The organism is Methylobacterium sp. ARG-1, assembly GCF_001262595.1.
Taxonomy (GTDB): domain Bacteria; phylum Pseudomonadota; class Alphaproteobacteria; order Rhizobiales; family Beijerinckiaceae; genus Methylobacterium; species Methylobacterium brachiatum.
Window position 1 is genome coordinate 37,759 of record NZ_LHCD01000001.1, and the last position, 20,659, is coordinate 58,417.

Annotated in this window: 23 protein-coding genes and 1 tRNA gene; 6 read left to right on the forward strand and 18 right to left on the reverse strand. The window is 69.5% G+C overall.

Going from position 1 to position 20,659, the window contains the following annotated elements; genetic code table 11:
* Window positions 1-54 precede the first annotated feature (54 nt).
* From nuoI to AKJ13_RS31815, 11 genes are read right to left on the reverse strand one after another with little or no spacing between them, the layout of a single operon-like run.
* Window positions 55-543, reverse strand: a complete 489-nt coding sequence (gene nuoI, locus AKJ13_RS00165) for an NADH-quinone oxidoreductase subunit NuoI (protein WP_007560744.1) — start codon at window positions 541-543, stop codon at window positions 55-57.
* 29 nt (window positions 544-572) lie between these two features.
* Window positions 573-1,595, reverse strand: a complete 1,023-nt coding sequence (gene nuoH, locus AKJ13_RS00170) for an NADH-quinone oxidoreductase subunit NuoH (RefSeq protein WP_050731592.1) — start codon at window positions 1,593-1,595, stop codon at window positions 573-575.
* A gap of 16 nt (window positions 1,596-1,611) precedes the next feature.
* On the reverse strand, window positions 1,612-3,693 hold the full coding sequence (nuoG, locus tag AKJ13_RS00175) for an NADH-quinone oxidoreductase subunit NuoG (RefSeq protein WP_050731831.1): 2,082 nt from the start codon (window positions 3,691-3,693) through the stop codon (window positions 1,612-1,614).
* Window positions 3,694-3,703: 10 nt separating this feature from the next.
* Window positions 3,704-3,913 (reverse strand): hypothetical protein, encoded by a 210-nt coding sequence (locus tag AKJ13_RS00180; RefSeq protein ID WP_050731593.1) that lies wholly within the window; start codon window positions 3,911-3,913, stop codon window positions 3,704-3,706.
* Window positions 3,914-3,918: 5 nt separating this feature from the next.
* Window positions 3,919-5,220 carry an NADH-quinone oxidoreductase subunit NuoF gene (gene nuoF, locus AKJ13_RS00185; protein WP_050731594.1) on the reverse strand — a complete coding sequence of 434 codons (1,302 nt, stop codon included), beginning with the start codon at window positions 5,218-5,220 and terminating at the stop codon, window positions 3,919-3,921.
* Between the two features lie 12 nt (window positions 5,221-5,232).
* Complete coding sequence (locus AKJ13_RS33025; RefSeq protein ID WP_280137095.1) at window positions 5,233-5,364, reverse strand: hypothetical protein; 132 nt, start codon at window positions 5,362-5,364, stop codon at window positions 5,233-5,235.
* A 5-nt stretch (window positions 5,365-5,369) separates the two neighbouring features.
* The gene (gene nuoE / locus AKJ13_RS00190; protein ID WP_050731595.1) at window positions 5,370-6,731 is read right to left on the reverse strand and encodes an NADH-quinone oxidoreductase subunit NuoE; all 1,362 of its coding nucleotides are present in this window, start codon (window positions 6,729-6,731) and stop codon (window positions 5,370-5,372) included.
* Window positions 6,732-6,743: 12 nt separating this feature from the next.
* Complete coding sequence (locus AKJ13_RS00195; protein WP_007560751.1) at window positions 6,744-7,934, reverse strand: NADH-quinone oxidoreductase subunit D; 1,191 nt, start codon at window positions 7,932-7,934, stop codon at window positions 6,744-6,746.
* Window positions 7,935-7,950: 16 nt separating this feature from the next.
* Window positions 7,951-8,598 (reverse strand): NADH-quinone oxidoreductase subunit C, encoded by a 648-nt coding sequence (locus AKJ13_RS00200; RefSeq protein ID WP_050731596.1) that lies wholly within the window; start codon window positions 8,596-8,598, stop codon window positions 7,951-7,953.
* Window positions 8,599-8,607: 9 nt separating this feature from the next.
* Window positions 8,608-9,207, reverse strand: coding sequence for an NADH-quinone oxidoreductase subunit B (locus tag AKJ13_RS00205; protein ID WP_007560753.1), 600 nt, complete (start codon window positions 9,205-9,207; stop codon window positions 8,608-8,610).
* 41 nt (window positions 9,208-9,248) lie between these two features.
* Window positions 9,249-9,614, reverse strand: coding sequence for an NADH-quinone oxidoreductase subunit A (locus AKJ13_RS31815; protein ID WP_007560754.1), 366 nt, complete (start codon window positions 9,612-9,614; stop codon window positions 9,249-9,251).
* A 342-nt stretch (window positions 9,615-9,956) separates the two neighbouring features.
* Between AKJ13_RS31815 and AKJ13_RS00215 the strand changes: the two genes are divergently transcribed.
* Window positions 9,957-10,033 (forward strand) — tRNA-Asp (locus tag AKJ13_RS00215).
* A 278-nt stretch (window positions 10,034-10,311) separates the two neighbouring features.
* On the opposite strand, the gene AKJ13_RS32455 is transcribed toward AKJ13_RS00215, so the two are convergent.
* From AKJ13_RS32455 to AKJ13_RS00225, 4 genes are read right to left on the reverse strand one after another with little or no spacing between them, the layout of a single operon-like run.
* Window positions 10,312-10,602, reverse strand: coding sequence for an EamA family transporter (locus AKJ13_RS32455; RefSeq protein ID WP_244471460.1), 291 nt, complete (start codon window positions 10,600-10,602; stop codon window positions 10,312-10,314).
* Window positions 10,599-10,931, reverse strand: a complete 333-nt coding sequence (locus AKJ13_RS32460) for a hypothetical protein (protein ID WP_244471461.1) — start codon at window positions 10,929-10,931, stop codon at window positions 10,599-10,601. The genes AKJ13_RS32455 and AKJ13_RS32460 overlap by 4 nt, the downstream gene beginning before the upstream one ends.
* Window positions 10,932-10,942: 11 nt before the next feature.
* A complete protein-coding gene (locus AKJ13_RS32465) occupies window positions 10,943-11,215 on the reverse strand; it encodes a hypothetical protein (RefSeq protein WP_244471462.1) in 273 nt (90 codons plus the stop codon).
* Window positions 11,216-11,252: 37 nt separating this feature from the next.
* A complete protein-coding gene (locus AKJ13_RS00225) occupies window positions 11,253-11,549 on the reverse strand; it encodes a DUF1127 domain-containing protein (protein WP_050731597.1) in 297 nt (98 codons plus the stop codon).
* A 113-nt stretch (window positions 11,550-11,662) separates the two neighbouring features.
* Between AKJ13_RS00225 and AKJ13_RS00230 the strand changes: the two genes are divergently transcribed.
* Complete coding sequence (locus tag AKJ13_RS00230; protein ID WP_050731598.1) at window positions 11,663-13,054, forward strand: PLP-dependent aminotransferase family protein; 1,392 nt, start codon at window positions 11,663-11,665, stop codon at window positions 13,052-13,054.
* 294 nt (window positions 13,055-13,348) lie between these two features.
* Here the strand turns inward: AKJ13_RS00230 and AKJ13_RS00235 are convergent, their stop codons facing one another.
* Complete coding sequence (locus AKJ13_RS00235; RefSeq protein WP_050731599.1) at window positions 13,349-13,963, reverse strand: NAD(P)H-dependent oxidoreductase; 615 nt, start codon at window positions 13,961-13,963, stop codon at window positions 13,349-13,351.
* A 131-nt stretch (window positions 13,964-14,094) separates the two neighbouring features.
* Here AKJ13_RS00235 and AKJ13_RS00240 point away from each other — a divergent pair, with 131 nt between their 5' ends.
* Window positions 14,095-15,015, forward strand: a complete 921-nt coding sequence (locus AKJ13_RS00240; RefSeq protein ID WP_050731600.1) for a LysR family transcriptional regulator — start codon at window positions 14,095-14,097, stop codon at window positions 15,013-15,015.
* Between the two features lie 252 nt (window positions 15,016-15,267).
* Here AKJ13_RS00240 and AKJ13_RS00245 read toward each other — a convergent pair whose 3' ends face one another.
* Window positions 15,268-16,605 (reverse strand): sensor histidine kinase, encoded by a 1,338-nt coding sequence (locus AKJ13_RS00245; RefSeq protein WP_050731601.1) that lies wholly within the window; start codon window positions 16,603-16,605, stop codon window positions 15,268-15,270.
* Window positions 16,605-17,270, reverse strand: a complete 666-nt coding sequence (locus tag AKJ13_RS00250) for a response regulator transcription factor (RefSeq protein ID WP_050731602.1) — start codon at window positions 17,268-17,270, stop codon at window positions 16,605-16,607. Before AKJ13_RS00250 ends, AKJ13_RS00245 begins: the two co-directional genes overlap by 1 nt.
* 271 nt (window positions 17,271-17,541) lie before the next feature.
* Between AKJ13_RS00250 and AKJ13_RS00255 the strand changes: the two genes are divergently transcribed.
* The 3 genes from AKJ13_RS00255 (at window position 17,542) to AKJ13_RS00265 (ending at window position 20,650) form a co-directional block, all read left to right on the forward strand.
* On the forward strand, window positions 17,542-18,222 hold the full coding sequence (locus AKJ13_RS00255; protein ID WP_050731603.1) for a hypothetical protein: 681 nt from the start codon (window positions 17,542-17,544) through the stop codon (window positions 18,220-18,222).
* A gap of 148 nt (window positions 18,223-18,370) precedes the next feature.
* Window positions 18,371-18,652, forward strand: coding sequence for a hypothetical protein (locus AKJ13_RS00260; protein WP_348270925.1), 282 nt, complete (start codon window positions 18,371-18,373; stop codon window positions 18,650-18,652).
* A gap of 246 nt (window positions 18,653-18,898) precedes the next feature.
* A complete protein-coding gene (locus AKJ13_RS00265) occupies window positions 18,899-20,650 on the forward strand; it encodes an ABC transporter ATP-binding protein (protein ID WP_050731605.1) in 1,752 nt (583 codons plus the stop codon).
* Window positions 20,651-20,659: the final 9 nt, after the last annotated feature.

A 20,659-nucleotide genomic window follows, 5' to 3' on the forward strand; every position in this document is an offset into this window, starting at 1 on the left:
GGCCCGTCTATAGAACCCGGTCGGCGGGGGCACAACAGCGCCCCCGTCATGGCCTCACCGGTAAGGCGCATCCATCGCGATGTTGCGCGCGATCTCGCGCTCCCAGCGATCGCCATTCAGGAGGAGCTTCTGCTTGTCGTAGAGCAGCTCCTCGCGGGTCTCGACCGAGAACTCGAAGTTCGGCCCCTCGACGATGGCGTCCACCGGGCAGGCCTCCTGGCACATGCCGCAATAGATGCATTTTACCATGTCGATGTCGTAACGCGTCGTCCGGCGCGTGCCGTCGTTGCGGCGCGGGCCGGCCTCGATGGTGATGGCCTGGGCCGGGCAGATCGCCTCGCAAAGCTTGCACGCGATGCAGCGCTCCTCGCCGTTGGGATAGCGGCGCAGGGCATGCTCTCCCCGGAAGCGCGGGCCGCGATGGCCCATCTCGAAGGGATAGTTGATCGTCGCCTTCGGCTTGAAGAAGTAACGCATGCCGAGGATCATCCCCGACACGAACTCCTTCAGCAGCAGGCTCTTTGCGACCTGATCGAGCTTCATGGCCCGGATCTCCGATTCGGCGGGTGGGCTCAGGCGCCCGGCGCGAGGCCGGTCAGCTTGAGCACGAAGGCGACGACGACGACCGAGACCAGCGAGATCGGCAGGAAAACCTTCCAGCCGAGGCGCATGAGCTGATCGTAGCGGTAGCGGGGCACGATGGACTTCACCATCGCGAACAGGAAGAACAGGAAGCTGGCCTTCAGGGTGAACCAGATCACCCCCGGCACCCAGGTGAAGGGCGCGAACGGGATCGGCGAGAGCCAGCCGCCCAGGAACAGGATGGTCCCCAAAGCGCACATGCTCATGATCGCGACGTACTCGCCGAGCATGAACAGCAGGTACGGGGTCGAGGAATACTCGACCATGTAGCCGGCCACCAGCTCCGATTCCGCCTCCGGCAGGTCGAAGGGCGGACGGTTGGTCTCGGCGAGCGCCGAGACGAAGAACACCACGAACATCGGGAACAGCCACAGCCAGTACCAGCCGAACAGGCCGAGGCTTGTGTCCTGCGCCATCACGATGCGCGAGAGGTTCAGCGAGCCGGCACAGAGCAGCACGCAGATGATCACGAAGCCGAGCGAGACCTCGTAGGAGATCATCTGGGCCGCCGAGCGGAGCGCGCCCAGGAAGGCATATTTCGAGTTCGACGCCCAGCCGCCCATGATGACGCCGTAGACGCCCAAGGACGAGATCGCGAAGATGTAGGTGATGCCGACATTGATGTCGGCGATCGCCCAGCCGTCGGCCAGGGGAATCACCGCCCAGCTCGACAGGGCCAGCATGGCGAAGACCAGCGGCGCCAGCAGATAGATCGCCTTGTTGGCGCCCGCCGGAATCACCGGCTCCTTCAGCACGAACTTCAGAAGGTCGGCGAAGGATTGGAACAGACCGAACGGCCCGACCACGTTGGGGCCGCGCCGGAGCTGCACCGCCGCCCAGATCTTGCGGTCGGCGAGCAGCGCGTAGGCGATGAACACGAGGAGCGCAGAGAGCAGCACGAAGCTCTTCAGCACGATCAGGAGCACGGTCCCGAGGATTTCGAGCGGCGTCATCGTCGGATCCCTACTCCTACTCTGCCGCCGCGAGCGGCTGTGCCTCGGCGGCGCGCTCGCGGGCGAGGCGCGAGCACTCGGCCAGCACCCGCGAGGCGCGGGCGATCGGGTTGGTGAGGTAGAAGTCGGTCACCGGCGAGGCGAAGGAGGGGCCGCCCGTCACGCCGCCGAGGCCGGCGAGCCGATCCACGGCCGCTGCGACGTCGCCGGTCTCCACGGTCCCGACCGCCGCGAAATGCGGGTGCGCGGCGTAGAGCGCCCGACGGAGCGCGGTGAGCGAATCGAACGGCAGGCGGTGGCCCAGCACGTCCGACAGGGCGCGCAGGATCGCCCAATCCTCGCGGGCATCCCCCGGCGGGAAGCCGGCGCGGTTGCCCATCTGGACCCGGCCCTCGGTGTTCACCCAGGTGGCGGACTTCTCGGTATAGGCCGCGCCGGGCAGGATCACGTCCGCCCGGGAGGCGCCGCGGTCGCCATGGGTGCCCTGGTAGATCACGAAGGCGCCCGGGGCGACGTCGCGCTCGTCGGCACCGAGATTGAACAGGACGTCGACGCCGCCGGCTTCCAGCATGGCCGGGAAGCCGAGTCCGCCCTCCCCCGGCACGAAGCCGAGATCGAGGGCCCCGACCCGGGCGGCGGCAGTGTGCAGAACGCCGAAGCCGTTCCACGCGGGCGTCACGGCGCCGATCTCCTTGGCGAGGGCCGCGGCGGCCGCCAGGATACCGGGCTCGACATTGGCGCCGACGATGACCAGCGGCGCCTTCGCCTCCTTGAGCACGTCCAGGAAGCTGTGCTCGCCGCGGGCGAGGCCCGCGAGCGAATCGGGGCCGGCGCCGATGTAGTGGCTCGGATAGGTCAGATCGACCGGCTCGCCGATCACCCCGACCGCGAGCGGCGCCATGCGCCAGCGCTTGCGGATGCGGACGTTGAGAAGCGAGGCCTCGGTGCGCGGGTTCGCGCCGACGATCAGGATCGCGTCCGCGGTCTCGATGCCCGGGATGGTCGGGTTGAACAGGTACGAGGCGCGGCCCAAGGCCGGATCGAGCCCGGGCTCGGCCTGACGGCAATCGAGGTTGGGCGTCCCGAGCGCGCGCATCAGCTCGCGCAGGGCGAAGATCTCCTCGACGCCCGCGAGGTCGCCGACCACGGCGCCGATGCGCTTCGAATCGGCGCCCGTCACCTTGGCGGCGATGGCCTGGAACGCCTCGCCCCAGGAGGCCGGCCGCAGCCGTCCGTTCTCGCGCAGGTACGGCCGGTCGAGGCGCTGCATCCGCAGCCCGTCGACATGGTAGCGAGTTTTGTCCGAAATCCACTCCTCGTTGATCTCTTCGCTGACCCGTGGCTCGATCTGCATCACCTCGCGGCCGCGGGTGTCGACGCGAATCGACGAGCCGACCGCGTCCATCACGTCGACCGATTCGGTCTTGTTCAGCTCCCAGGGCCGGACGTTGTAGCTCTGCGGCCGGTGCACGAGGGCGCCCACCGGGCAGAGATCGGCGACGTTGCCCTGGAGCTCCGAGGCCATCGACTGCTCGAGATAGCTGGTGATCTCCATGTCCTCGCCGCGCCCGATGGCGCCGAGGTCGGGCACGCCCGCCACCTCCGCCAGGAAGCGCACGCAGCGGGTGCAGTGGATGCAGCGGTTCATCGCGGTCCGCACCAGCGGGCCGATATGCTTCTCCTCGACCGCGCGCTTGTTCTCCTGGTAGCGGGTCGAATCGACCCCGTAGGCCATCGCCTGATCCTGCAGGTCGCAATGGCCGCCCTGGTCGCAGATCGGGCAATCGAGCGGGTGGTTGATGAGGAGGAACTCCATCACCCCTTCCCGGGCCTTCTTGGTCAGGCCGGAACGGGTGAGGACCTCCGGCGGCTCGCCGTTCGGGCCGGGCCGGCAATCCTTCACCGCGTAGGCGCAGCTCGCCACGGGCTTGGGCGCGCCCTTCAGCTCCACCAGGCACATCCGGCAATTGCCGGCGATCGACAGGCGCTCGTGGAAGCAGAAGCGCGGGATCTCAGCCCCCGCGGCCTCGCAGGCCTGGAGCAGCGTGTATTCGGCCGGAACCTCGACCTCGGTGCCGTCGACGAGGATTTTTGTCATCGGTGCCATCTCAGTGCGGGGCGTCGGCGAGATCGAGGCGTCGCTCGATCCGTTCGATGCGAAGCTCGACCCTGTCGATCCGCCGGTGGACACCGGCGAGGTTTTCTTCGACCGCAGCCATCCGGCCCTTCAATTCGCGGACATCATCGCTGAGGCGATCGACCTTCTCGTCAATCCGCCGCAGGTACACGAGCATCAGGTTGTCAGGCTGGCCCGTCATGGCTTCTACTCCGCGGCCATCGGGATCGGGTCGGAATGCGGGTTGGCCGTGTAGCGGTCGATCCGCCTCTCGATCTCGGGACGGAAGTGCTTGATCAGGCCCTGAATCGGCCAGGCCGCCGCGTCGCCGAGCGCGCAGATCGTGTGACCCTCAATCTGCTTGGTGACCTCGAATAGCATGTCGATCTCACGCTTCTGCGCGCGACCCTCGGTCATCCGCTGCATCACCCGCCACATCCAGCCGGTGCCCTCCCGGCACGGCGTGCACTGCCCGCAGGATTCGTGCTTGTAGAAGTACGAGATGCGGGTGATCGCCGCGACGATGTCGGTGGACCGGTCGAGCACGATCACCGCCGCGGTGCCCAGGCCCGAGCCGAGGTTGCGCAGGGTGTCGAAATCCATCTTGGCGTCGATGATCTGCTCGGCCGGCACCAGCGGCACCGACGAGCCGCCCGGGATCGAGCAGAGCAGATTGTCCCAGCCGCCGCGCATGCCGCCGCAATGCCGGTCCACCAGCTCACGGAAGGTGATGCCCAGCTCCGCCTCGACGTTGCACGGCTTGTTGACGTGCCCCGAGACGCAGAACAGCTTGGTGCCGGTGTTGTTCTTGCCGCCGAGCCCGGCGAACCAAGCGCCGCCCCGGCGCAGGATCGTGCCGGCGACCGCGATCGACTCGACGTTGTTGACCGTCGTCGGGCAGCCGTAGAGGCCCATATTGGCCGGAAACGGCGGCTTGAGCCGCGGCATACCCTTCTTGCCTTCGAGGCTCTCGATCAGCGCCGTCTCTTCGCCGCAGATATAGGCGCCGGCGCCGTGGTGGACGTAGATGTCGAACGGGTAGTCGTGCACGTTCGACTGGCCGACGAGACGGGCCTCGTAGGCCTCGTCCACGGCCTTCTGGAGCGCGTGCTTCTCGGCCACGTACTCGCCGCGGATATAGATGTAGCAGGCATGCGCGCCCATGGCGAAGCAGGCCAGCATGCAGCCCTCGATCAGGAGATGCGGATCGTGCCGCATGATCTCCCGGTCCTTGCAGGTGCCGGGCTCCGACTCGTCGGCGTTGACGACAAGGTAGTGCGGGCGCCCGTCCGACTTCTTGGGCATGAACGACCATTTCAGGCCGGTGGGGAACCCCGCGCCGCCGCGCCCGCGCAGGCCCGACGTCTTCATCTCATCGATGATCCAGTCGCGGCCCTGCTCCAGGAGGAACTTGGTCCCATCCCAGGCCCCCCGCTGCTTGGCAGCCTCCAGGCCCGGCGAATGCAGGCCGTAGAGGTTGGTGAAGATGCGATCCTGATCCGACAGCATGGTCTTTGTTCCTCAGCTGACCGGAGCGTCGACGGTATCGAGTCGGAAAGCGCGCGAGGCGCGCACGCCCTCCTCGGTGCCGCTGAGGCGCACCGGCATGGCCGTCAGCACCTCGTCGATCAGCGCGTTTGTGACGGCGGACATGGCGGTCAGTTCCCGGTGCCCGACAGCGTTTGAGCCTGCCCGACCCAGTTCTCCCGGTCGATGCGACCCGGGAACGCGAGGTAGGTCCCGACCCAGGTGATCTCGTCGCGGGTCCAGGCGGCGATCTGGTCGAAATGGTAGATGCCGAGGCCGTTCAGGCGCTGGCTGTTGCCCGGGCCGACACCCTTGATCCGGGTGAGGTCGTCCGGCTTTCCGGCGCGGGCCCCGTCGAGACCCGGCGGACGGGTGCCGACCGCGTTCGCCCTCTGCTCGGGGGTCGCGTCCTGCGGCAGGGCGGCGAGCGCCCCGGCGACGCGGGCCTCCTCGGCTTCCGCAGCGACCTCGCCTTCGCTGGCCCCGGAGGCTTCCGGCTGCTGCGGGACGGTGCCGCGATCGGGCGTCTCCTGGCTGCCCTGGTCGCCGCCGGCCTGCTCGCCTTCGGAGATCGCCTTGGCGGGCGCTGCCTGCACATCCGCGTCGCCCTGGCGGGGCGCACCTTCCTTAGCCGTGGAACGGCCGGTCTCGGCCGCGTCCGCCTGGTCCTGCTCCTTGACCGGGATCTTGCCGTCGGCCGCGCGCTGGGCCGGCGCGTCGCTTACCGAGCGCTCGACCGTGCGACCGGCATCCGGCCGGGCGGGCTTCGGCTGGTCGGCGGCGCGCCGGTCGGTCGAGGCGGCCTCGTCGGACTTCGCCGCCGGTTCGTCCGGCTTCGCGGTCTCTTCGAAGCGTTTGCGCCAGGCGCCGACCCGCGAGCCGTCGAACAGGGCCGGGTCGGTCAGGGTGTCGGGACCTCCCAGCGGCTCCGAGGCGTTACGCCCTGTCTGCGAGCCGACCTTGACCGGCCGTCCGGCGGCCAGGTCGTCCATCAGGGTGCCAAGCGATTCGGGCGTCAGGTCCTCGTAATAATCCTGATTGATCTGCACCATCGGGGCGTTGCAGCAGGCGCCCAGGCACTCGACCTCGAGCCAGGAGAAGTTGCCGTCCGGCGAAACGTGGCCGGGGGGGCCCAGCCGCGCCTCCAGCATCTCCTTCAGGCCCCGGGCGCCGCAGGAATCGCACGGCACCGTGCCGCAGACCTGGATCCAGAAGCGGCCCACCGGCTCCAGGGCGAACATCGTGTAGAAGGTCGCCACCTCCAGCACGCGGATGTTGGGCATGCCGAGCTCGGCCGCCACCGCCTCGATGGCCGCCCGCGGCAGCCAGCCGCCGTTCTGCTCCTGCGCCTTCCAGAGCAGCGAGATCACCGCGGAGGCCTGGCGGCCCTCCGGGTACTTGGCGATCTGGGTCTTCGCCCACTCGGCATTCTCAGGGGAGAACGCGAAGCTCTCGGGCTGCTCAGAGGCCGGCGCGAGTCTGCGGTTTGCCATCCTGCTAACGCCTTACCGATCCACTTCGCCGAACACGATGTCGAGGGTGCCCAGCACGCACGACACGTCGGCCAGAAGGTGCCCCCGGCACATCCAATCCATCGCCTGAAGATGCGCGAAGCCCGGCGCGCGGATCTTGCAGCGGTACGGCTTGTTGGTCCCGTCGGACACGAGATAGACGCCGAACTCGCCCTTGGGTGCTTCCACGGCGGCGTAGACTTCGCCTTCCGGTACGTGGAACCCCTCGGTGTAGAGCTTGAAGTGGTGGATGAGCGCTTCCATCGAGCGCTTCATCTCGCGGCGCGGCGGCGGCGCGAACTTGCCGTCGATGGCGGCGATCGGGCCCTGCCCGGCCGGCTCGCGCAGCTTGGCGCAGCACTGCTTCATGATCTTGGCCGATTCCCGCATCTCTTCCATGCGGATCACCTGCCGGTCGTACGTGTCGCCGTTCCGGCCGACCGGGATGTCGAACTCCATCTCCTCGTAGCACTCGTAGGGCTGCGCCTTGCGCAGGTCCCACGGGATGCCCGAGCCGCGGAGCATGACGCCGGAGAAGCCCCATTCCATGCACTCGTCCACTGACACGATGCCGATGTCGACGTTGCGCTGCTTGAAGATGCGGTTGGCCATGACGAGGTCGTCGAGATCCTGGACGACCTGCAGGAACGGGTCGCAGAACGCGTCGATGTCGTCGATCAGCTTGGGCGGCAGGTCCTGGTGGACGCCGCCCGGCCGGAAATAGTTGGCGTGAAGCCGAGCGCCCGAGGCGCGCTCGTAGAAGATCATCAGCTTCTCGCGCTCCTCGAAGCCCCAGAGCGGGGGCGTGAGGGCGCCGACATCCATCGCCTGCGTGGTGACGTTGAGCAGGTGCGACAGCAGCCGGCCGATCTCGCAGAACAGAACGCGGATCAGCTGCGCGCGCCGGGGCACCTCGATGCCCGCAAGCTTCTCGATCGCCAGGCAGAAGGCGTGCTCCTGGTTCATCGGCGACACGTAGTCGAGCCGGTCGAAATAGGGCGTCGCCTGCAGGTAGGTCTTGTGCTCGATCAGCTTCTCGGTGCCGCGATGCAGCAGCCCGATATGCGGATCGACCCGCTCGACCACCTCGCCGTCCAGTTCCAGCACGAGGCGCAGCACGCCGTGCGCCGCCGGGTGCTGCGGGCCGAAATTGATCGCGAAGTTGCGGATGTTGTGCTCGGTCATCGGGCGGTTCCGCTCCTCAGGCCGACTTCTTCTCGTCGCCCGGGAGCACGTAATCCGTGCCCTCCCAGGGCGAGAGGAAATCGAAGTTCCGGAATTCCTGCGTCAGCTGGACCGGCTCGTAGACGACCCGCGCCTCGTCCTGGTCGTACCGGACCTCGACGAAGCCGGTGAGCGGGAAGTCCTTGCGCAGGGGATGCCCCTCGAACCCGTAATCGGTGAGCAACCGGCGCAGGTCCGGATGCCCCGAGAACAGGATGCCGTAGAGGTCGTAGGTCTCGCGCTCGTACCAGTTGGCGGCCGGGAACACCTCGATCGCCGAGGGGACCGGCGTCACCTCGTCGGTCTGCACCTTCACCCGGATGCGCGCGTTGTGGCGTAGCGAGAGCAGGTGGTAGACCACGTCGAAGCGCTTCCCGCGCTGCGGGTAGTCCGCGCCGCAGATGTCGATGAAGCTGCGGAACGCGCAGGCCGGGTCGTCGCGCAGGTAGGTCAGCGCGTAGATGATGTCGGAGGCCTGGACCACCAGGGTCAGCTCGCCGAACGCGATGGTGTACGACACCACCGCCGGGCCGAGCGCGCCGGTGATGCGCTCGGCCATCGCCGTGAGGGCGGCCGCGCCGCTCTCCGGCTGCGTGTGCGACAGGATCGAGATGCCGTTCGTCATGGCCGTCCCTCAGCGCTCGATCGTGCCGGTCCGGCGGATCTTCTTCTGGAGAAGCAGCACGCCGTAGAGCAGCGCCTCGGCGGTGGGCGGGCAGCCGGGCACGTAGATGTCCACCGGCACCACCCGGTCGCAGCCGCGCACCACCGAATAGGAATAGTGGTAGTAGCCACCGCCGTTGGCGCAGGAGCCCATCGAGATCACGTAGCGCGGCTCCGGCATCTGGTCGTAGACCTTGCGCAGGGCCGGGGCCATCTTGTTGGTCAGGGTGCCGGCGACGATCATCACGTCCGACTGGCGGGGTGAGCCGCGCGGCGCGAAGCCGAAGCGCTCGCAATCGTAGCGTGGCATCGACATCTGCATCATCTCGACGGCGCAGCAGGCGAGCCCGAAGGTCATCCACATCAGCGAGCCGGTGCGGGCCCAATTGATCAGCTCGTCCGTGGTGGTGAGCAGGAAGCCGCGATCAGCCAGCTCGTCGCTGATCGACAGGAAGGTCGGGTCGTCCGCGCCGATCGGCCGGCCGGTATTGGGATCGATGATCCCCTTGGGCTGGGGCGCGACCGCGGGGGCGCGGGACAGGCTGTGGGTCGTGTCGGTGATCAGGGCCATCGGCGACTCGGAAAACGGTGCGGGCAGGCGGCTGTTGCGAATCAATCCCACTCGAGGGCGCCCTTGCGCCACTCGTAGACGAAACCGACCGTCAGCACGCCCAGGAAGACGATCATCGACCAGAAGCCGAACCAGCCAAGGTCTCCGAAGGTGATCGCCCACGGGAACAGGAACGCGACCTCGAGATCGAAGATGATGAACAGAATCGCCACGAGGTAGAACCGCACGTCGAACTTCATGCGGGCATCGTCGAAAGCATTGAAGCCGCACTCGTAGGCCGAGAGCTTCTCCGGATCCGGGCTCTTGAAGGCGACCAGGAACGGCACGACCAGCAGGGCGGTGGCGATGAACAGAGCCACGCCGATGAACACGATGAGCGGAAGGTAGTCCGCCAACAAGCCGGTCATGCCAGGGCCTCGCGAGAGCGTCTCGATCTGACGTGGGAAACCGCGGTGCGCCGCCGAACCGGATTCGCCCGTGGAATTGTTCTTATGCCAGGATGCGCGCGGCCGGAGGCTTAGTCGAGCCGCCGACCCGTGACAATGGCTTGTCGCGTCGCACAAAGTGCACGTCCTGTCTTGTGTAGGGATGTGGGCGTGCGCGGCAGCCCTGCAACACGACGCAAGCGCGCAGGCCATCCGGTCGCGTCCCGCACGAAACCGCCACGGACGCGCTTGACAGTCCCCTGCCTGGCCCATAAACCCCGCCCCGTCGCCGGGCGAAACGCCCCTTCGAGGCGACCACGCCGTGCGGGCGTAGCTCAGTTGGTTAGAGTGCCGGCCTGTCACGCCGGAGGTCGCGGGTTCGAGCCCCGTCGCCCGCGCCACTTCCACGATCCTTCAATATCGGAACCGAACCGCGCCGCCGATTCTATCGGGGGCCGTTTGACGTTTGCGCTGCGGCTGGGGGCCTGACGGCTCGGTGTATCCGCCCCGTCGAACCCGACCGGTTCGTCCAGGGCTCCTGTGCGGCCCGACAAGCGCTCCCCTATCCGCGACGCGACCATCGCCGTGTCATCCCGGGGGCCCTTCGTGTCCCGGGATGATACGGCGGCGGCATGGGCGCCTGTGCAAGTCTGCCAAATGTCACGCGCCTATGGGCGGCTCAGCTGACGGCCTGCGGTGGCGCATCGACCGCCACGCGCATCGGATCCACGGCACGCCTGCGGCTGCCGCGGATGCTGAGAGCGATTCCGGCGCGGATCAGGCTTCCGCTCGCCAGGATGTCGGGGCTCAGCGGCTCGCCGAGCATCAGGCGCGTGCTCAGGATGCCGGCCACTGGCACAAGCAGCGCGAACGGCGTCACGGCCGCCGCGGGATAGCGCGTCAGGAGCCGGTTCCACAGGCCGAAAGCCAGCAGGGTCGTCGGATAGGCTTGGAAGGCGATCAACGTCACCGCCGTCCAGCCCGATGCGCGAGAGTGGCGAGGGCGGCCGGTCCCTCGACGTTCAGGGACAGGCCCAGCAGCGGCCCCGCGGTGGCGAGGCTGCCCCAGACTCTCCGGGCGAGCATGTCGACCCGCCCGATCCGCTTCGCGGTGACGTTCGCGCGGGCCCAGGCCGACGCGGCCGCGACCGACCAGCAGGAGCAGCCCGAGCGGTGCGCCCCGGCTCGACCGAGGGCGATCGTCGCGGTGCCCAGGAGGGCGACCACGCCCCCGAGCACCTGGAGCCCGCGCGGCCGCTCCCGAAGGAACAGCCAGGCGAGTGCCACCGTGAACGGCACCTGGACCTGGATCAGCAGCGACGACAGGCCGGCATGCCCAGTCGGATCGCCATGAACAGCAACCCGAACTGACCGAGCCCAAGGGCCAGGCCGAACCCGATCACCAGGGTGGCCGGGGCCCGGGGCGGCCGGATCACCAGCACGGCCGGTATCGCCGCGAGGGTGAAGCGCAAGGCGCAGAGCAGCAGCGGTGGGGTCGTCTCGAGGCCGATCTTGATCGCCACGAAGTTGGCGCCGCGGATCGCGACCACCAGGATCGCCGACAGCGTGTCGCGCAAGGTCATCCGACTGTCCTCGCGACCGTCCCAGCCCAGGCCGGCCTCACCACGCGCGCGAGGCCCGCGCCTGGCGGCGGGCCTCGCGCCGGCCGATCAGCAGGTCGGTGGCGTCGCGCAGACCCGGCACCGCCGCGTCGGCGACGTCCTGGGGCGTCAGACCGATATCCTTCAACTCCCGCTCGGACAGCGTCGAGAGCCGGTGCAGGACGCGCCGGTTCATCGCCGCGCGCGAGACCTCGGCCCGCACCTCCGCAGCGGCCTCGGTGATCGCGTCGACGACCCGGGCGATCCAGGACGGCGGGGTGCCGGTGCGGGCGGTCTGGGTGAAGCACTGGTCCATAGCGCGATCCTCCATCTCCTCAGGACGCGACGATCCTGACCGGGCCGGGCTGGCGGCGACAGGAACAGTTCGGTACGCTTTCGAAGAATTGTCCGGTCGGAAAGGCAGTACGGATGCAGGTCGCGCCCAAGCCCACCGGGACGCGCGTCGAGATCGTGGCCGGCGAGATCCGTGAGCGCATCGCGGCGCGCCACCTCGTGCCCGGCGTCCGGATCCCGTCGGTGCGGGCCTTCGCGGAATCCATGGGCGTGTCGAAATCGACCGTGGTGGAGGCCTATGACCGGCTGGCCGCCGAGGGCACCCTGGTGGCGCGGCCGGGCTCGGGCTTCTACGTCGCCGGCAAGACGCGGCCGCTCTCGCTCCAGGCGATGGGGCCGCGGCTCGACCGGATCGTCGACCCGCTGTGGATCACCCGCCAGGCGCAGCAGGCCGGCTCGGACCAGCTCAAGCCCGGGGCCGGCTGGCTGCCGGATTCCTGGATGCCCCACGAGGCAATCCGGCGGGGCCTGCGCCGGGTGGCGCGGGCGGATCTGGCCGAGATGACCAATTACGACCGGCCGCTGGGCTACGAGCCCCTGCGGATCCAGATCGCCCGCAAGATCGCCGAGAAGGGCGTCGGCGCCGAGCCGGACCAGATCGTGCTGGTCGAATCGGCCACCCAGGCCCTCGACCTGGTCTGCCGGTTCCTGCTCCAGCCGGGCGACACCGTCCTGGTGGACGATCCCTGCTACTTCAACTTCCTGGCGCTGCTGCGGGCGCACCGGGTCTCGGTGGTCGGCGTGCCGCTGACCCCGGAGGGGCCGGACCTGCGGGCCCTCGGCGCCCTGCTCGAGCGGCACCGGCCGCGCTTCTACCTGACCAACGCGGCCCTCCAGAACCCGACCGGCGCGAGCCTCGCCCCGGCCATCGCCCATCGGCTGCTGAAGCTGTGCGAGGCGCACGACACCCTGATCGTCGAGGACGAGATCTTCGGCGATCTCGAGCCCGAGCCGGCGCCACGGCTCGCCGGGTTCGACGGGCTGGAGCGGGTGATCCAGATCGGCAGCTTCTCAAAAACCCTGTCGGCGGCCGCGCGCTGCGGCTGGATCGCCCTGCGAGCCGATTGGGTCGAGCCCCTGGTCGACCTGAAGCTCGCGCTCAGCCTGGGCAACGGCCACGTCACGGCGGCTTTGGTGCACAGCCTGATCACCGAGGGCTGCTATCGCCGGCACCTCGCCGAGACCAAGCGGCGGCTCGCCGGCGCCATGGTCCAGGCCTCGGCCGAACTCGGCGCCTGCGGCCTGGAGCCGTGGGCGCAGCCCCGGGGCGGCTTCTTCCTGTGGATGCGCCTGCCGGACGGACGCGACGGCGCCGACGTGGCGCGCCGGGCGCTGGCGCAGGGCATGGTCCTGGCCCCGGGCACGGCCTTCAGCCTGTCCGACGACTGGAACGGCTACATGCGCTTCAACGTCGCCCATTGCATCGACCCGCGCATCCGGCCGATCCTGCAGGCGGCGCTGGCTTGATCGATTCGGGGCCATCCCGGCTATGCGAAGCGAAGCAATCTGGCCGGGCTCCACGTTTGGTCGTGATGCCGCACCCGAGGGTCTGCGCCCGCTAAGTTTGAGCTTAGGGTGACAGCTTTCGACCCTAAACAGGCCTTTGGAAGGGCCGCTTGCCTGCAATCCAAGTGTTCCAATCGGACAATCTTGATCGGAAGCAGGGTGTTCACTTCGGATCACAAGGTTAGCAGGCGGATGTTCGCCGAGGGTTCCCGATCCTGTCCGGGAGCCGCAACATCCGCTTGTGCGATAGGCTGTTCAGGCGGCCTCGGCCTCAATCTCCGCTTCGAAGCGGCTGACGAACTCGTCCATCCCGGTCTCTCCCATGTCGACCGACTTGGCGTTCCCGGCCGCCACGAACGTCACGTCGGTGATGCCGACAACGTTCAGGATCAGGCGCAGGTACTGGGTCGCGATGTCCCGATCCCGGATCGGAGAGCCTTCCGTGTAGACGCCACCGGAGGCCAGCAGCACGGTGGCTTTCTTGCCCGTGACGAGGCCCTTCCCGTCTATTCCCAGCGTCAGCCCCTTGCGCACCACGTGGTCGATCCACGCCTTCAGCACGGCCGGGACGTTGTAGTTATAGACGGGCGTCGCGATGACCACGTGATCGGTCGCCAGCAGCTCGACGACCAACTCGTCCGACAAGCGCAGCACCGCCTTCATCTCCTCCGAATGCCGGTCCGGCGGGGTGAAGTAGGCCTGGAGCCAGGGTGCGGTCACGAAGGGCAAGTCCGTCTGCATCAGGTCACGCTCGATCACTTCCCCATCCGGGTGGGTGGACCGCCACCGGGCGACGAAGCGACGGGTCAGATTGCGTGAGATCGAGTGGCCGCCGCGCGGGCTGGCCTCGACGACGAGTAGGCGGCGCATGATAGTCTCCACGATGGTGCTAGGGCGCGTGGCGGCTCGGTGTGAACCGTCTGGGTCAGACGTGTTTGCCTGCTGGTTCTCCCGCATGGGAGTGATAAAAATCCGATACACTCTATCAGCTCAGGCGATGGATGATCGGCAGCCTCACCCTCGACCAGCTTCGCGTGCTGGTGACCATCGCCGACCTCGGCAGCTTCTCGGCGACCGGCCGGCGGCTGCAGCGCGCCCAGTCGGCGATCAGCCAGAGCGTGGCTTCGCTGGAGAGGGCTCAAGGCGTCACGCTGTTCGACCGCTCCGGCCATCGCCCGCGGCTGACGGAGGTCGGCCTCGCGCTCGTCGGACAAGCGCGCCTCGTGTTGGCGAGTGCCAGCCGCTTCGAGGCTGTGGCGGCGGGGACCCGCGAGGGGATCGAGGCCGAGCTTGCCGTCGCCATCGACCCGCTGGTGCCTACGGCCCCGCTGATCGAGAGCCTGCGCGCACTCCGGGACGCCTTTCCCCATCTGCCGGTCAGCTTCTCGACCGAGGGCCTGCGTGGTGCCGAGCGGCGTCTCCGCCGGGGTGAGGCCGCACTGGCCTTCTGTCTCCTGCTCCCGGCCGTACCTGAGGACCTCGTTGCACTGCCGCTGCTCGGGGCGCGGCTCCTGTCCGTCGCCGCACCGAGCCATCCCTTGGCGCAGCTTGGCCGGGCTGCCACCCGAGCGGACATCGAGGAGCACGTCCAACTGGTTCTGTCCGACCCATCCGCTACGGAGGGACCGAACTACGGCGTCATCAGCTCCAAGATTTGGCGCTTCGTCGACCTCGGTCGTCGGCTGGACTTCCTCCTCGCCGGGCTCGGCTGGTGCCGAATGCCGGAGGATCTCGTCGCGCCTTTCCTGAAGGACGGACGCCTTGCAATGCTCCGCATCGACGAGGAGCTTGCCGCCACGGCCGGCGCCCTGACAGTGTACGCCGCGCACATGCGTGACCGCCCGCTCGGACGCGCGGGAAGATGGCTTCTCAACGACCTGCAAAACCGCGTGGAGATGTCTCTCTTGGCGCCGGTACGATGAACCGGCGAGCCACTCAGTTTAGGGCCTTCGCCATGACGGCCGCGCTGCACCCCCTCTGCGGAGGCGGCCAGAACGGCTGAACGCCAGAGAATGATAGAGAGCCGAAGGTCGGCTTACGGAATCGGAGCCAACTTCCGTTTGCCACCCTTCTCGGACACCACCAGAGCCGAACGGATCGCGTCCAACCCCGCAATCACGTCCCAACCGCGCGTGATGACGGTGAGCGGCGCAGCGAACAGATTGAGGTCGGCCTCACGTCGGCAGGGTCAGCTCCGCCCGCAGCCCGCCCAGCTCCGAGCGCCCGAGGGTCAACCCGCCTCCGTAGAGCTCGGCGAGTTCGAGGGTGATCGGCAGCCCGAAGCCGTGGCCCGGTACGCCCTCGTCGAGGCGGCGGCCGCGGGCCATCACCGAGGCGGCGGCCTGCGGATCGAGGCCCGCCCCGTCATCCTCAACCCGGATCCGCACGCCGCCCGCCTGCAGCGCGACCGCGACCCGGACCCGGCTGCGGCACCAGCGGCAGGCATTGTCCACGAGGTTGCCGAGCATCTCGTCGAGATCCTGCCCTTCGCAGGGCACGGATAGGTCCTCCGGCACGGCGAGGTCGATCGCCACGCCCTTCTCGGCATAGAGCCGCACCAGCGCGTCGCGCAGGTCCGAGACCCGGGGCGCCAGGGGCGTGCGTCCCCGGGCCGAGCCGGCCAGCGCCGCCGCCCGGGCCCGGCGCAGGTGGTGTCGGACCCGCCGGTCCATGTCGTCGACCTGGAGGCGCAGCGCCCCGTCGGGATCGCGGGCCCGATCGGCCAGGGCCATCGACAGGGTCGCGAGCGGCGTCTTGAGGGCGTGGGCCAGGTTGGCGACGTGGCCGCGGGCGCGCTCGAGGTTCTGCGCGTTCTGGTCGAGCAGCGCGTTGAGCTCTGCCACCAGCGGCTTGATCTCGGCGGGCTGCTCCTCCGGCACCCGCTCCCGGTGCCCGGCGCGCACGGCAGCGAGGTCGGCCCGCAGGCGCCGCAGCGGCGCCAGGCCGAGGCGCACCTGCAGGGCCAGCCCGGCGATCAGGCAGAGGCCGAGCACCCCGAGCGCCAGGGCCAGGCTGGTCAGGGCCTCGCGCAGGGGCCCGTACAGGGCCGCCCGCGGCGCCGCCGCGATGATCGTGGCGGGGGGCGTGCCCGGTACGTCGAGGATGCGCAGGATCAGCCGCTCCCCCCGCGGCCCGGTGCCGTCCGCCGGATGCGGGTGATCGTCCGCGTCGTCGGGGCCCGGCTCGGTGACGGTGATGTGGCCGCCCCGCAGGGAGCCCGATCCGTAGGTCTCGGCGCCGCGGCGGACCTCCCAGGCCCAGCCCGGCCCGTCCCGGTCGAAGGGCGGCGCGTCGCGGTTCTGGGATAGGAGCCCCGCCTCCAGCCCGGCCCGGAGCGCGACGATCTGGGCGTCGAGATGCCCCTCGATCTGCCCGCGGACGAAGCGGTGCAGGATCACCCCGATGGCGAGGCCGGCCACCACCAGCGCCGCCAGCACCAGCGCCAGGGCGGCCGCGAGCAGGCGGGTCCGCAGGGAGCGGCGCGGCGGGGGGCCCTTCTTCGTCGGCGGCATCAGGCCGGATCCGCGTGCAGGCGGTAGCCGTGGCCGCGCACGCTCTCGATCCGGGCCGGGGCGATCTTCCGGCGCAACCGGGTGATGATCACCTCCACGGAATTCGAATCGACATCCGCGTCGCCCTCGTAGACCCGCTCGATCAGGTGCGGGCGCGGCACCACCGCGTCGCGGTTGAGCATCAGGCAGGACAGGACCCGCCATTCGAGGCCGGTGAGCTTGAGCGGCAGGCCCTCGTGCTCGAAGGCGCCCAGCCCGGTGTCGAAGCTCAAGGGGCCGCAGGCGATCCGGCTCGCCCCGCCGCCCTGCGACCGGCGCACCAGGGCGCGCAAGCGGGTCACCAGCTCCTCCACCCGCACCGGCTTGACCAGGTAATCGTCCGCCCCCGCCTTGAAGGCCGCGACCTTGTCGCTCCAGCCGTCCCGGGCGGTGAGCACCAGCACCGGCAGGGTCCGCCCGGCGGCCCGCCAGGCGCGCAGCACCGAGACGCCGTCGCCCTTGGGCAGGCCAAGGTCGAGCACCACGGCGTCGTAGCCCTCGGTCTCGCCGAGATGCTGGGCATCCTCGCCGGTGGCGGCCCGGTCGAGGACGAAGTTCTCCGCGCGCAGGACCTTGGCCAGTTCGGTGGCCAGGGCCGCGTCGTCCTCGACCAGCAGGATCTTCACGGATGCGCCCTCCCCCAAACCCGGCCCAGTGCCGGAAAGCGCGCGGCGATGGGAAGTTAGGGCCGATTTCTCACGCGGCCCGTCAATCCGGCATCCCGCATCGGCACGCGCGGCCAAGTCCTTGATCGCCCGCGCGTCTCGGCGCCGATCCGGCCATAGGGAGCCGGGTTTAACCGGGGCTGAACCGGGCGGTTCAGGCCGGATTCGTGGGGGCGACTTACGAAGGCGCCACGGACCGATCGGGTCCCCAGCCTTCGGAAGGACGATTCAGATGACCGACCACACCACGATCGACGGCACCGCTCGGGAGATCCGCGAGCCTGCCCTCGCCAAGACCGTCAAAACGATCCCGACCCGGACCTGGGTGGTGGCCGCGATCGCGGCGCCCCTGGCGCTCGGCGCCGCCGGCCTGTCCCTGGCTCAGGGGACGGCGTTCCAGCCGACCCCGGTCGACCCGGTGGCGATCCAGGCGCTCGCCCCGTCGAGCGCCACCGCGATCAAGGGCGAGGTCGCCGAGATCTACGGCAACAAGTTCGTGGTCCAGGATCCCACCGGCCGGGCCCTGGTCGAGACCGGGCCCGCCGGCGAGGGCGGCACCCTGGTCGCCAAGGGCGAGGCCGTGACCGTGCAGGGCCGGTTCGAGACCGGGTTCCTGCATGCCAGCGTCCTGACCCACGGCGATGGCCGCAAGGTGGTGATCGGGCCGGCGGGCGGGCCTCCGACCGGCAGCCTCGACTGGGCCAAAGACCGGCTGGGCCTCGGGCCGAATCCGGACGTGCCGGCGCTCACCGCCGCCGTCCAGGCCGCCGGCTACGGCGACGTGCGGGTGACCGGACGCGGCCCGCGCCACCTCGAAGTCGCCGCCAAGGACCGGGACGGGCGCGAGCACGCGCTCCATGTCGGTTTCGACGGCCAGGTCCGCGAGCGGCCGGTGCCGGGCGCCCGGCCCTGAGACCGGGCCGCGCCGCATTCGCCTGCCGCCGGACCGCATCGCTGTCCGGCGGCAGGCGCGTCATGCAACCGTTTCCGCCCTGCCGCGTCCTCTCGTCACCGATCCGGACAGGAGGCGCGCCGTGGAACCGATGAAGCCGATGGAACCCATGAAGCCCATGGAACCGATGAAGCCGATGAAGGGCATGGAGCCCTTCTGGCCGAAGGACCTCGGCGAGCCGGCGACCAGCGGCTCCCAGAACGGCATGAAATACGCGTTCTTCCCGGACAAGCATCGGCTCCTGATCGAGCGCGACGGCCAGGTCACGACCTACGATAGCGGCGACCACCGGATCGGCGGCGTCTCGCAATCGGACGGCAGCACCACGTCGCTGACCTTCTCCAGCCAGAACGGCGACGTCGATCTCGGCTCGCTGAAGAAGCTCGACTGAAATCCTTTTAGGCTTCCGCTTCTCCCACCCCCGCCCTCATCCTGAGGCGACGGAGCGAGGCGGAGGCCTCTTTCGAGGCTCGCTGCGCTCGCACCTCAGGATGAGGGGGGGCGGGAAGCCCGTGTTCTCGGGGCACCGGTGAGGATCCGCACCGCCCCTTCCCGCCCCGACCATCTTCCCCTTCGGCACCGAGCCCTCTAAGCCCGGCCCGGCCATGCGAGCCCTTCCGCCGATCCGTCCCGAACCATGCGCGCGTTGATCGACCTCGTTCGGATCATGCGCGCGCGCGATCGGCGGCGCCTCGCCCTGATCGCGCTGGGCCTGGCGATCGCGGCTCTGCTGGAGGTGGTTGGCGTCGCTTCGGTGATCCCGTTCCTGACCCTGGTCGGCGACCCCTCGGCGGCGACCCGGGTGCCCTACCTCGCCCAGGCCCGTGAGACCCTCGGCCTTAGCGACGAGCGCAGCTTCCTGCTGGTCACCGGCGGGGCAGCGCTGCTGGCGATCCTGACCACCGCCGTGGTCAATGCCGGGCTCACCTACGCGCAGCTCCTGTTCACGCATCTGGCCGGCTACGGGTTCAGCCGCCGGCTGCTGTTCCGCTACCTCGACCGGGAGCGGCTGTTCTTCGCCCGGGCCAACAGCGCCGAGCTCGCCAAGAACGTCCTGTCCGAGACCGACCGGCTGGTGGTCGGCGTGCTGACCCCGGCCACCGTGCTGGCCTCCCGGGCGACCTCGGCGCTCGCCGTGATCGTCTTCCTGTTGGCCTACGCGCCCCAGCTCGCTTTGATCCTCGGGGGCGGCTTCGGCGGCCTTTATGTCGGGATCTACCTCATCATGCGGGCCCGGCTCGCCCGGCTCGGCGGCCGCTCGGTGGCCGACAACGAGGCCCGGTTCCGGATCGTGCAGGAGACTTTCGGGGCGCTCACGGAATTGAAGCTCTACGGCCGGGCCGAGGCCTTCGCGGGCCGGTTCGACGCCCCGGCCCGCGCCTACGCGGTCGCCACGGCGGCGAGCCTGCTCACCGGCCAGATGCCGCGCTTCGTCATCGAGGCCCTGGCCTTCGGCGGGGTGATCGTGGTGGTGCTGTTCGCGCTCGCCCAGGGGCTCGACGTCGCCGGGATCCTGCCGCTGCTCGGCCTGTTCGCCTTCGCGGGCTACCGGATGCTGCCGGCCTTCCAGAATATTTTTACCTCGATCGCGCTGATGCGGTTCTACAGCCCGGTGGTGCAGGTGATCGTCGACGAGCTCGCCGATGAACGTCATCCCGCGCCTCGCACCGGTGAGCGCCTCCCCTTTGCGAGAGAAATCCGGCTGGACGGCATCGGGTTCGATTACGGCACCGGCCGGCCGGCGCTCAGCGGGATCGACCTCACCATCCCGGTCAACACCACGATCGGGCTCGCCGGCCGCACCGGCTCGGGCAAATCGACCCTGGCGGGCCTGCTGCTGGGGGTGCTCACCCCGGGAACCGGCCGGATCACCGTGGATGGGCGTGTGCTCGACGCGAGCGCCCTCCCCGCCTGGCAGAACCGCATCGGCTACGTCCCGCAGGACGTGTTTCTCGTGGACGGCACGGTGGCCGAGAACATCGCGCTGGGCCTCGACGTGCCGGACCTCGCCGCGGTCGAGCGCGCGGCCCGGCTCGCGGGCGCCCACGACTTCGTGGCCGCCCTGCCCCGCGGCTACGGCGAGCGCGTCGGCGAGCGCGGGGCGCGGCTGTCGGGCGGCCAGCGCCAGCGGATCGGCATCGCCCGGGCGCTCTATCACGACCCGGACGTGATCGTGTTCGACGAGGCGACCTCGGCACTGGACGACGAGACGCAAGGGGCGGTGATGCGCGCCATGCGGGCGCTCGCGGGCCGGCGCACCCTGATCCTGATCGCCCACCGGCTCTCCACCCTGGAGGGGGCCGACGCGGTCCATGTGCTGGAGGCCGGCCGGCTCGTCGCCTCCGGGCCGCCGGAGACGATCCTGCCGGGGTTGGGAGCCGTGGCGTGAACGAAGGCG

Coding starts and splice junctions, on each gene's coding strand:
- AKJ13_RS00240 (WP_050731600.1), top strand. CDS start 14,095: ATGATCGGCAGCCTCACCCTCGACCAGCTTCGCGTGCTGGTGACCATC.
- AKJ13_RS00265 (WP_050731605.1), top strand. CDS start 18,899: ATGCGCGCGTTGATCGACCTCGTTCGGATCATGCGCGCGCGCGATCGG.
- nuoF (WP_050731594.1), bottom strand. CDS start 5,220: ATGCTGTCGGATCAGGATCGCATCTTCACCAACCTCTACGGCCTGCAT.
- AKJ13_RS00260 (WP_348270925.1), top strand. CDS start 18,371: ATGAAGCCCATGGAACCGATGAAGCCGATGAAGGGCATGGAGCCCTTC.
- AKJ13_RS00225 (WP_050731597.1), bottom strand. CDS start 11,549: ATGGACCAGTGCTTCACCCAGACCGCCCGCACCGGCACCCCGCCGTCC.
- AKJ13_RS32465 (WP_244471462.1), bottom strand. CDS start 11,215: ATGACCTTGCGCGACACGCTGTCGGCGATCCTGGTGGTCGCGATCCGC.
- AKJ13_RS00235 (WP_050731599.1), bottom strand. CDS start 13,963: ATGCGCCGCCTACTCGTCGTCGAGGCCAGCCCGCGCGGCGGCCACTCG.
- nuoI (WP_007560744.1), bottom strand. CDS start 543: ATGAAGCTCGATCAGGTCGCAAAGAGCCTGCTGCTGAAGGAGTTCGTG.
- nuoH (WP_050731592.1), bottom strand. CDS start 1,595: ATGACGCCGCTCGAAATCCTCGGGACCGTGCTCCTGATCGTGCTGAAG.
- AKJ13_RS00205 (WP_007560753.1), bottom strand. CDS start 9,207: ATGGCCCTGATCACCGACACGACCCACAGCCTGTCCCGCGCCCCCGCG.
- AKJ13_RS00195 (WP_007560751.1), bottom strand. CDS start 7,934: ATGACCGAGCACAACATCCGCAACTTCGCGATCAATTTCGGCCCGCAG.
- AKJ13_RS31815 (WP_007560754.1), bottom strand. CDS start 9,614: ATGACCGGCTTGTTGGCGGACTACCTTCCGCTCATCGTGTTCATCGGC.
- AKJ13_RS00200 (WP_050731596.1), bottom strand. CDS start 8,598: ATGACGAACGGCATCTCGATCCTGTCGCACACGCAGCCGGAGAGCGGC.
- AKJ13_RS00180 (WP_050731593.1), bottom strand. CDS start 3,913: ATGACGGGCCAGCCTGACAACCTGATGCTCGTGTACCTGCGGCGGATT.
- AKJ13_RS00245 (WP_050731601.1), bottom strand. CDS start 16,605: ATGCCGCCGACGAAGAAGGGCCCCCCGCCGCGCCGCTCCCTGCGGACC.
- AKJ13_RS00230 (WP_050731598.1), top strand. CDS start 11,663: ATGCAGGTCGCGCCCAAGCCCACCGGGACGCGCGTCGAGATCGTGGCC.
- nuoE (WP_050731595.1), bottom strand. CDS start 6,731: ATGGCAAACCGCAGACTCGCGCCGGCCTCTGAGCAGCCCGAGAGCTTC.
- nuoG (WP_050731831.1), bottom strand. CDS start 3,693: ATGACAAAAATCCTCGTCGACGGCACCGAGGTCGAGGTTCCGGCCGAA.
- AKJ13_RS33025 (WP_280137095.1), bottom strand. CDS start 5,364: ATGTCCGCCGTCACAAACGCGCTGATCGACGAGGTGCTGACGGCCATG.
- AKJ13_RS00255 (WP_050731603.1), top strand. CDS start 17,542: ATGACCGACCACACCACGATCGACGGCACCGCTCGGGAGATCCGCGAG.